Source organism: Arthrobacter sp. 7Tela_A1 (assembly GCF_049311065.1).
Lineage (GTDB): Bacteria > Actinomycetota > Actinomycetes > Actinomycetales > Micrococcaceae > Arthrobacter_B.
Genome location: NZ_JAXIOO010000039.1, coordinates 23,670 through 31,231 on the forward strand (window position 1 = coordinate 23,670; position 7,562 = coordinate 31,231).

Genomic DNA, 7,562 nt, shown 5'->3' on the forward strand with positions numbered 1-7,562 from the left:
CGCACTATTGTGCTCCATCAGCCGGCCCATTTGCACATTCACTGTCCAGTGTGGCGATCCGGAAGCTGGGTCGCCTGGATGAGCCGGCGCATGGCGGTGTTCAGCTGATGGACTTCCTCCCGCGTCAGCTGCAGTCGCGCCAGCATAGCGGCAGGAATCTGCGTCGCCTGCTGTCGCAGTGCCCGCCCTTTTTCGGTCAGGCTGACGGCCAGGGCGCGGTCGTTTCCGGGGGCGCGGTTGCGTTCCACCAGGCCCGCGCTCTCCAGCCGCTTGAGCATGGGGGAAAGAGTGGCCGGTTCCATCACCAGGGTGTCCCCGAGGTTGCGGACCGTGCGCGGGGATTCTTCCCAGAGGGCCAGCAGGACCAGGTATTGCGGGTGGGTGATACCGAGTTCCTCGAGTACGGGACGATAGGCCCCGACGACGGAGCGCGACGCGACAGACAGGGCGAAGCAGAGCTGGTGCTCGAGCAGCAGGTCATCGTCTGCGGTGCCGGTGTCCATCGAGGTCCTTCTTCCCTGTGTGCCGATTGGCTCAACAAATGCTTAGTGCACTAACGGTTAGCGTACTATGAGTTCCAGATACACCTCGGAAGGGACGTCAGAGTGGCAGCCAGGGAAAGCTTCACCGCAAAGTTCATGCGCGCAACAGGAAAGGCACGGATGTTTTTCGGTCCGGCCCAGACGTCCTCGCTCACCCATGACATGACCGAGGAGAACAAGCGTCTCCTCGAAGCCCAGCAGGCCGAGGAAAAGGCCAAATGGGAAACCGTCACACGTGCCGACGGCAGCAGCTACATCCTCCCGCGCAAGCAGGACTGACGCAGCTTTTTTGTGCAGGACCGGTTTGTTCCGGAGCTAAAAACCTATCCTTAAGGAACCCAACCCGGCCCTTGAAGGAGGGGTTCCGATGGCAACAATCGTTCCGGATCCCGGCAGCAGCGGCGAACCGCGCCTGCCCGAGGACGAGATCCCCCGGCCTGTGGAAGCGGACCTGCCCGAAATCATCGTTGAAACAGACGAAGAAGGCCACCACTACGGGGTGGACCGCGAATACAGGAACGGCAAGCCCCACCGCGAGCCTGCTGAACCGGTGGTGTACAAGGACTACTTCCACGGCCCAAAGTTCAAAGAGGACATGTACTAGGCACAGCTGTTAAAGCAGCAAAGGACGCCCAGTGCCCCGGACGTCCTTTAAGAAGCTGTGTGCTGTCAGCGCCCGGTGCCGCCGTAGACCGTCGCCTCGGCTTCGCCGTCGAGCCCGAATGCTGCGTGGACGGCGCGGACTGCGTCGTCGAGCAGGGCAGCGTTGGTGACCACGGAGATGCGGATTTCCGAGGTGGAGATCATGTCGATGTTCACCCCGGCCAGGTGCAGTGCCTCGAAGAAGCGGTGCGAAACGCCCGGGTTGGAGCGCATGCCCGCGCCGATGAGGGAGAGCTTGCCGATCTGCTCGTCGTAGTCGATGCTGTCGAAGCCGACCTCAGCCTTGGCGGCATTCAGCGCAGCCATGGCAGCCTGGCCGTCCACGATCGGCAGGGTGAAGGAAATATCCGTCTTGCCCGAGCCCTTGGTGGAGACGTTCTGCACGATCATGTCGATGTTGGTGTTCGCGCCGGCGACGACGCCGAAGATTTCCGCTGCCTTGCCGGGGATGTCGGGGACACCGACCACCGTGAGCTTGGCTTCGGAACGGTCGTGCGCGACGCCGGAAATGATGGGCTGTTCCAAGGGTTCTCCCTCTTGAATCTTGATCTTGTCATCGGGGCTGGGCAGGACCCAGGTTCCCTCATGCTGGCTAAAGGAGGAGCGAACGTGCAGCGGTACCCCAAAGCGCCGGGCGTACTCCACGCAGCGCAGGTGCAGGATCTTCGCGCCGGAGGCAGCCATCTCCAGCATTTCCTCGCTGGAGATCTTGTCGATCTTCTGGGCCGTGGGGGCCACGCGCGGATCAGCGGTGTAGACGCCGTCGACGTCGGTATAGATTTCGCAGACGTCGGCATCGAGTGCGGCAGCCAGGGCGACGGCGGTGGTGTCTGAACCGCCGCGGCCCAGGGTGGTGATGTCCTGGCTGTCCCGGCTCATGCCCTGGAAGCCTGCGACGATCGCGACGTCGCCCTTCTCGATGGCGGTCTTGATGCGGTGGGGGGAGACGTCGATGATCCGGGCCTTGCCGTGGATCGCGTCGGTGATCATGCCGGCCTGGCTGCCGGTGAAGGACTGCGCAGAAGCGCCGAGTTCGTTGATGGCCATGGCCAGCAGCGCCATGGAGATGCGCTCTCCGGAGCTGAGCAGCATGTCCATTTCCCGCGGGTACGTTCCGACGGTGATCTGGCCGGCGAGGTCCAGCAGCTCATCGGTGGAGTCGCCCATCGCGGAGACCACAACGACGACGTCGTTCCCGGCCTTTTGGGTGTCGACCACCCGTTTGGCGACGCGCTTAATGCCCTCGGCGTCCGATACGGAGGAACCGCCGAATTTCTGCACTATAAGGCTCATGCGTACACGCTCTCTGGAACTGTTCTCAGTGGCTGTCCGGCGGCGCGGGGCCGCCCCAGCTCAGGCTATCCGTGGAAAAGGCCGCATCGCGGCGGCCAATGGTCAAGAGTCTATAACTCCCCTGCAGCGGCGCCGAAATGCCTTAGACACGGCGCTCAACCTCGACTTAACGAATGGTGCTCCGTGCAGGTGCCTGTGCTGCGGTCATCGCGCAGGTCTGGACGCCGCGCGCCTAGCTGAGGCTGCGGCGGCCCTCGAAGGCCCGGCCGAGGGTGATCTCGTCGGCGTATTCCAGGTCTCCGCCCACCGGCAGGCCCGATGCCAGGCGCGTGACCGTGATGCCGAGGGTCTTGAGCATGCGGACCAGGTAGGTGGCGGTGGCTTCGCCCTCGAGGTTCGGATCGGTGGCGATGATGATCTCGCTGATCTGCTCATCGGAGAGCCGGCTCAGCAGTTCGCGGATGCGCAGCTGGTCGGGGCCGATGCCGGCAATCGGATTAATCGCGCCGCCCAGCACGTGATAGCGGCCGCGGAAGGAACGGGTGCGTTCGACGGCGATGACGTCCTTGGACTCCTCCACGACGCAGATCATCGTCGGATCGCGGCGCGGATCACGGCAGATATTGCACGTTTCCTGCTCGGTGACGTTGCCGCACACCTGGCAGAACTTCACCTTTTCCTTGACCGTGGTGATCGCGGACGCCAGCTTGGACATGTCCTCGGCGTTGGACTCAAGGATGTGGAACGCGATCCGCTGAGCCGACTTGGGACCCACCCCGGGGAGTCGGCCCAACTCGTCGATCAGTTCCTGAACCGCACCTTCGTACACGTGGCCTTCTTCTGGGGAATAGTGGTTGTACCGGTTTACCGGCGGATGTCGTGGCCGTCGAGGCCGCGTTCTTCGATCAGGCGGCCGCCCAGGATCCGTTCGATCGCCTTGCGTCCGACCAGGCCGGAATCCTCAAGGGTCACGTCGTCGGCGCTGGGAACGTCTTCGACCAAGTCTACTTTGCCGCGGGCCGCGGACGACGGCGCCGAGCCGTTGCGCGCGGCAGCTTCGTTGAGCAGTTTCTGGTAGCGGCTGAGCGGACGGCCGTCATTTCCAGGTGCCTGCTGAGCGGGACCGGACTGAGCTGGACTCGACTGACGAGGGGTGGCTTGGGCCGGGCTGTTTTGCGCGGGCCTGGCTCGGTCCGGGCGCGCGCCCGGCGCTTCAGCCAGCTGGACGGAGCCCGACGCTGCCGGTGCGGCATTGGCGGGCGCTGAGCCGGAGCCCTGCGGCCGTCCGCCGGGACGGGAGGAAGTGGTGCCGGCCCAGTTGGTGGTGGACCATTCTGCGTCGCTGACTGCGCTGGTCGCATGGATGTCTTCCGGAACGGCTGCTGTTTCCCATGCGTTGCTTTCCGGCATGTCAGCCGGTTCCGACGGTTCCTGCGGCCAGTCTTCGGGGAGGGGAGCAGCAGCCCGTACCGCCGTTGAACGGGCAGGGGCAGTCGAGGCGCTGGGGGTGCTGGAGGCCGCGGGGGATGGAGGAGCAGGGCTGGTCTTTACGTTGGCCGTGCTGGCAGGTGCCGCAGTTCCCGGCCAAGCGGGCGCGGGTCCGCTGGCCGAAGCCGCTGCACCCCCTGGAGCAGCAGCGACGGCCGGAGCCGGAGTGACTGCCGGAGACACAGCGTCTGCCGGGGCCAAAGCGCCCGCTGGAGCTGCAGCCGGACCCAGTGCCGAAGCGCCCGCTGGAGGCGCAACCTTGCCCGGTATCTGGACGGATGCTGCCGCTGGCTGGGCCGGTGCAGCTGCCGGAGTCTGTGCCGGCGCGGTCTGCCGGCTACCAGCTTTTGGGCCGGGTTCACCCGCTGACGCGGAATTGTCGTGTACGGCATTGACCTGGCAGTCCACACCAAGCACCTGGTGGATGGCCCTGCGCAGGTTCTCAAGATGATCGGGCCGGTTGAAGTTGGTGGCCGCACCCGGATTCGAGAAGGCCAGCTCGAGCACCTTGCCGTCAAAGGCCCGCGGCGACGCATTCTTGCTGACATTGAGCCACGTCGCCCGTCGAATGCTCGTCAGGGCATCCATGATTTCGGGCCAGGCGCGGCGGATCATCTCCACCTGTCCTCCACCGGCAGCCGGTGCGCCTCCCTGAGGTGCAGGTGCGGATGCAGCGGCCCGTGCGGGCGCGGCTGGATCAGGTGCGGCGGCGGGTCCCGCGGCGTCCTGCGAAGGAGCGTTGTTTGGGGCAGGTTCGCGCGCCGGGGCGGTCGCCTGGCGGTCGTCTGCCTGCTGGGGTGCGCCGGTATGTTGCGCTGGGCCGGATTGCTGGGGTGCGCCGGTATGTTGCGCTGGGCCGGATTGCTGTGCTGCGGCTTCCTTGGAGACGTCGTCCCACGACTTCCCGGCCGCAGCTGCGGCGCCGGCACCTGATGAAGCAGACGGGGCCGGGGTAGCCCATGTGCCGCCCCAGTCTGCCGACCCGTTCGACGGCTCAGGTGCAGAAGAGGGCGCAGCGCCCGCGGCCGGACCGGAAACAACAGCTGGCACAGGTTCCGCAGCGGCCTGCTCGGCGGCGGGAGCCGGTGTGCGCCACTGCGCCGGAGCGGAAGGTGCCGCAGCTGCGGACTCACGTTCCGGCGTCGTCTGCGTTGCATTTGCGGGGGCCGGAGCGGAACCGGAGTCGCCGGCGTAGCTCAGGCGGCGTTCGATCCGGTCCACGCGTGCTGCCGTGCCGCGCTCCGACTGGTCGGCGGCGGGCAGCAGGACGCGGGCGCAAAGCAGTTCCAGATGCAGGCGAGGTGAGGTGGCGCCTGTCATTTCCGTCAGCGCGGTATTGGTGATGTCCGCGGCGCGGGAGAGCTCGGCGCCGCCGAACTGGGCTGCCTGCGTGCGCATCCGGCTGATCTGGTCTTCCGGGACACCCCGAAGCACGGCTGCGGCACTGTCCGGCATGGCGTTGACCACGATGAGGTCGCGGAAGCGTTCCAGCAGGTCTTCCACGAAACGGCGGGGATCCTGCCCGGTCTGGATGACGCGGTCCACGGCACTGAAGACAGTGGCGGCGTCACCTGCGGCAAAAGCATCGACAACATCGTCGAGCAGCGCCACGTGAGTGTATCCAAGGAGGTTTACGGCCAGCTCATAGTCCAGCCCGGCTTCCCCGGCGCCCGCCATCAGCTGGTCAAGGACGGAGAGCGAGTCGCGCACCGATCCACCGCCGGCCCGGATGACCAGGGACAGGACGCCCGGAGCCACGGGAACGTTTTCCTGCTGGCAGAGCTTGTCCAGGTAAGCCAGCAGCGGTTCCGGCGGAACGAGCCGGAACGGGTAATGGTGCGTGCGGGAACGGATGGTGCCAATGACCTTGTCCGGCTCCGTGGTCGCGAAAATGAACTTGATGTGTTCCGGCGGCTCTTCGACGATCTTCAGAAGCGCGTTGAAGCCGGCGGAAGTGACCATGTGGGCTTCGTCGATGATGAAGATCTTGTAGCGGTCGCGCACCGGGGCGAAGGTGGCTCGTTCGCGCAGGTCGCGCGCATCGTCGACGCCGCCGTGGCTGGCCGCGTCGATTTCAATGACGTCCAGGCTGCCCGCACCGTTGCGGGCCAGTTCGACGCAGCTGTCGCAGGTGCCGCAGGGAATCGGCGTCGGGCCCTCGGCGCAGTTCAGGCACCTGGCCAGAATGCGTGCGGAGGTGGTCTTGCCGCAGCCGCGCGGACCTGAGAAAAGGTAGGCGTGGTTGACGCGGTTCTTGGAGAGGGCCGCCATCAGCGGCTCGGTGACATGCTCCTGGCCGATCACGTCCGCGAAGCTCTCGGGACGGTAGCGGCGGTAAAGGGCTGTACTCACAGATAGAACCTTATCGGTTGGCACTGACGGTTCGCATCCGGGCCCGGGGCGGGGTGCAGCACCGCTGTTTCCGGATAAATTAAAGACCCCCCATGCACCTGCCAGAGCCCGCTTACCCTTGCTACCTTCCGGTCCTGGGGGAGTTCACAGGATGACACCACATGAGGGGCCGGGAACAAGTCTACCCGATTTTTCGGGTGCCTCATCCGGGGTCCACGGGGCCCGGATGAGCCGGTAGAAGGCCCGACGCCGGCACCCGGTGCTGTGGCTGGCCGACGGCACCCGTGTGTCCTGTTAAATGCGTGCTGGCCACCCGGCGGACAACCATTCCATGTTGAGTTACCGCAACGCTGCGGGCCTGAATGGTTTAAGCACGTCGTGGAAGCTTTGGGCCCAATTCCCGAGGGGCTCAGGAGGCCGGCCGGCATACCTGTCCTATATAGGGCCCGCGTATAAGGCACTGCTGCCATGCGAACCTTCACTGGTTAACCGCTGCGCCCAAGCTGGCCGATCCGGCTGCGACATCGTCTCCAAGCCCGAGTCCGGAGCGAACCAGGACGTCACTGCGGTGTCCGCGTTTACCCGCGCGGTGACCCTCCAGGCGGGAGCAGTCCACAGCGGCGGGTTGCCAAACTCTATGTTCCGGTCCTCGTCAGGCATCGGCTGCCTAAGACAGGTGCAGAATCGGTGAGTCCGGCACTGATCGGTGGATGGTCAGTAGCGGGCGGCTCCATGCTGGTCCTGGCTGCACTTCGACGCCGTCAGGGCTAGCCGCACCACCTGGGAATTGCGCCACCGGAACCGGTCCCCACGGGGGCCGGTTCCACCGCGCCCAGGCCGATTTGCACGGCCCCGCAAACCTGTGTAAAGTCTTCTGAGTCGCCGCGGCCGGGACGCTCTGCTGAGAAGCAAGAAGCGCCTGAGCAAGGCGGCCAAACCCCAACTTTCTTTTGATGGTGGATCTGCTGCGCGCCTTGTGTGCCGGCGGAAAAGCCTGGGACTGAATGCTGGGTTCGGAGTGATGGTTTGACCGGTTCGAAACGATTTCCACGGAAATCCGCCGAATTGCTAAAACCGGATCGATGAAATAGAATTATGAAACACCGCAGCGGTGCGAAAAGAAAAAGAATCATCCGGAAACGGAAATGGTTTTTCTGAGTAGGCCGGATGCGACTGTTGTTTGAGAACTCAATAGTGTGCCAAGTTTATTGATACCAATTATTT

The 7,562-nt window shown here is 64.9% G+C and carries 7 protein-coding genes and 1 other RNA gene; 3 read left to right on the forward strand and 5 right to left on the reverse strand.

Going from position 1 to position 7,562, the window contains the following annotated elements; genetic code table 11:
- Positions 1-38: 38 nt before the first annotated feature.
- A complete protein-coding gene (locus TVB01_RS14000) occupies positions 39-503 on the reverse strand; it encodes a MarR family winged helix-turn-helix transcriptional regulator (protein WP_422456523.1) in 465 nt (154 codons plus the stop codon).
- 102 nt (positions 504-605) lie between these two features.
- Between TVB01_RS14000 and TVB01_RS14005 the strand changes: the two genes are divergently transcribed.
- Both TVB01_RS14005 and TVB01_RS14010 read left to right on the forward strand, forming a co-directional pair.
- Positions 606-821, forward strand: coding sequence for a hypothetical protein (locus TVB01_RS14005; protein ID WP_422456524.1), 216 nt, complete (start codon positions 606-608; stop codon positions 819-821).
- 88 nt (positions 822-909) lie between these two features.
- Positions 910-1,146, forward strand: a complete 237-nt coding sequence (locus TVB01_RS14010) for a hypothetical protein (protein ID WP_422456525.1) — start codon at positions 910-912, stop codon at positions 1,144-1,146.
- Between the two features lie 65 nt (positions 1,147-1,211).
- Here TVB01_RS14010 and TVB01_RS14015 read toward each other — a convergent pair whose 3' ends face one another.
- From TVB01_RS14015 to ffs, 4 genes are all read right to left on the reverse strand, one after another.
- A complete protein-coding gene (locus TVB01_RS14015) occupies positions 1,212-2,498 on the reverse strand; it encodes an aspartate kinase (protein WP_227896632.1) in 1,287 nt (428 codons plus the stop codon).
- Between the two features lie 232 nt (positions 2,499-2,730).
- On the reverse strand, positions 2,731-3,327 hold the full coding sequence (gene recR, locus TVB01_RS14020; protein WP_422456526.1) for a recombination mediator RecR: 597 nt from the start codon (positions 3,325-3,327) through the stop codon (positions 2,731-2,733).
- Between the two features lie 35 nt (positions 3,328-3,362).
- Entirely contained in the window at positions 3,363-6,338 is a 2,976-nt protein-coding gene (locus TVB01_RS14025; RefSeq protein ID WP_422456527.1) for a DNA polymerase III subunit gamma and tau, read from the reverse strand.
- Between the two features lie 78 nt (positions 6,339-6,416).
- Positions 6,417-6,512: signal recognition particle sRNA small type (ffs, locus tag TVB01_RS14030), an RNA gene on the reverse strand.
- Between the two features lie 489 nt (positions 6,513-7,001).
- Between ffs and TVB01_RS14035 the strand changes: the two genes are divergently transcribed.
- Positions 7,002-7,109, forward strand: coding sequence for an LPXTG cell wall anchor domain-containing protein (locus TVB01_RS14035; RefSeq protein ID WP_422456528.1), 108 nt, complete (start codon positions 7,002-7,004; stop codon positions 7,107-7,109).
- Positions 7,110-7,562 lie beyond the last annotated feature (453 nt).

Bases quoted from the DNA above. Each gene is read 5' to 3' on its own strand.
- TVB01_RS14000 (WP_422456523.1), bottom strand. From the start codon at position 503: ATGGACACCGGCACCGCAGACGATGACCTGCTGCTCGAGCACCAGCTC.
- TVB01_RS14015 (WP_227896632.1), bottom strand. From the start codon at position 2,498: ATGAGCCTTATAGTGCAGAAATTCGGCGGTTCCTCCGTATCGGACGCC.
- TVB01_RS14010 (WP_422456525.1), top strand. From the start codon at position 910: ATGGCAACAATCGTTCCGGATCCCGGCAGCAGCGGCGAACCGCGCCTG.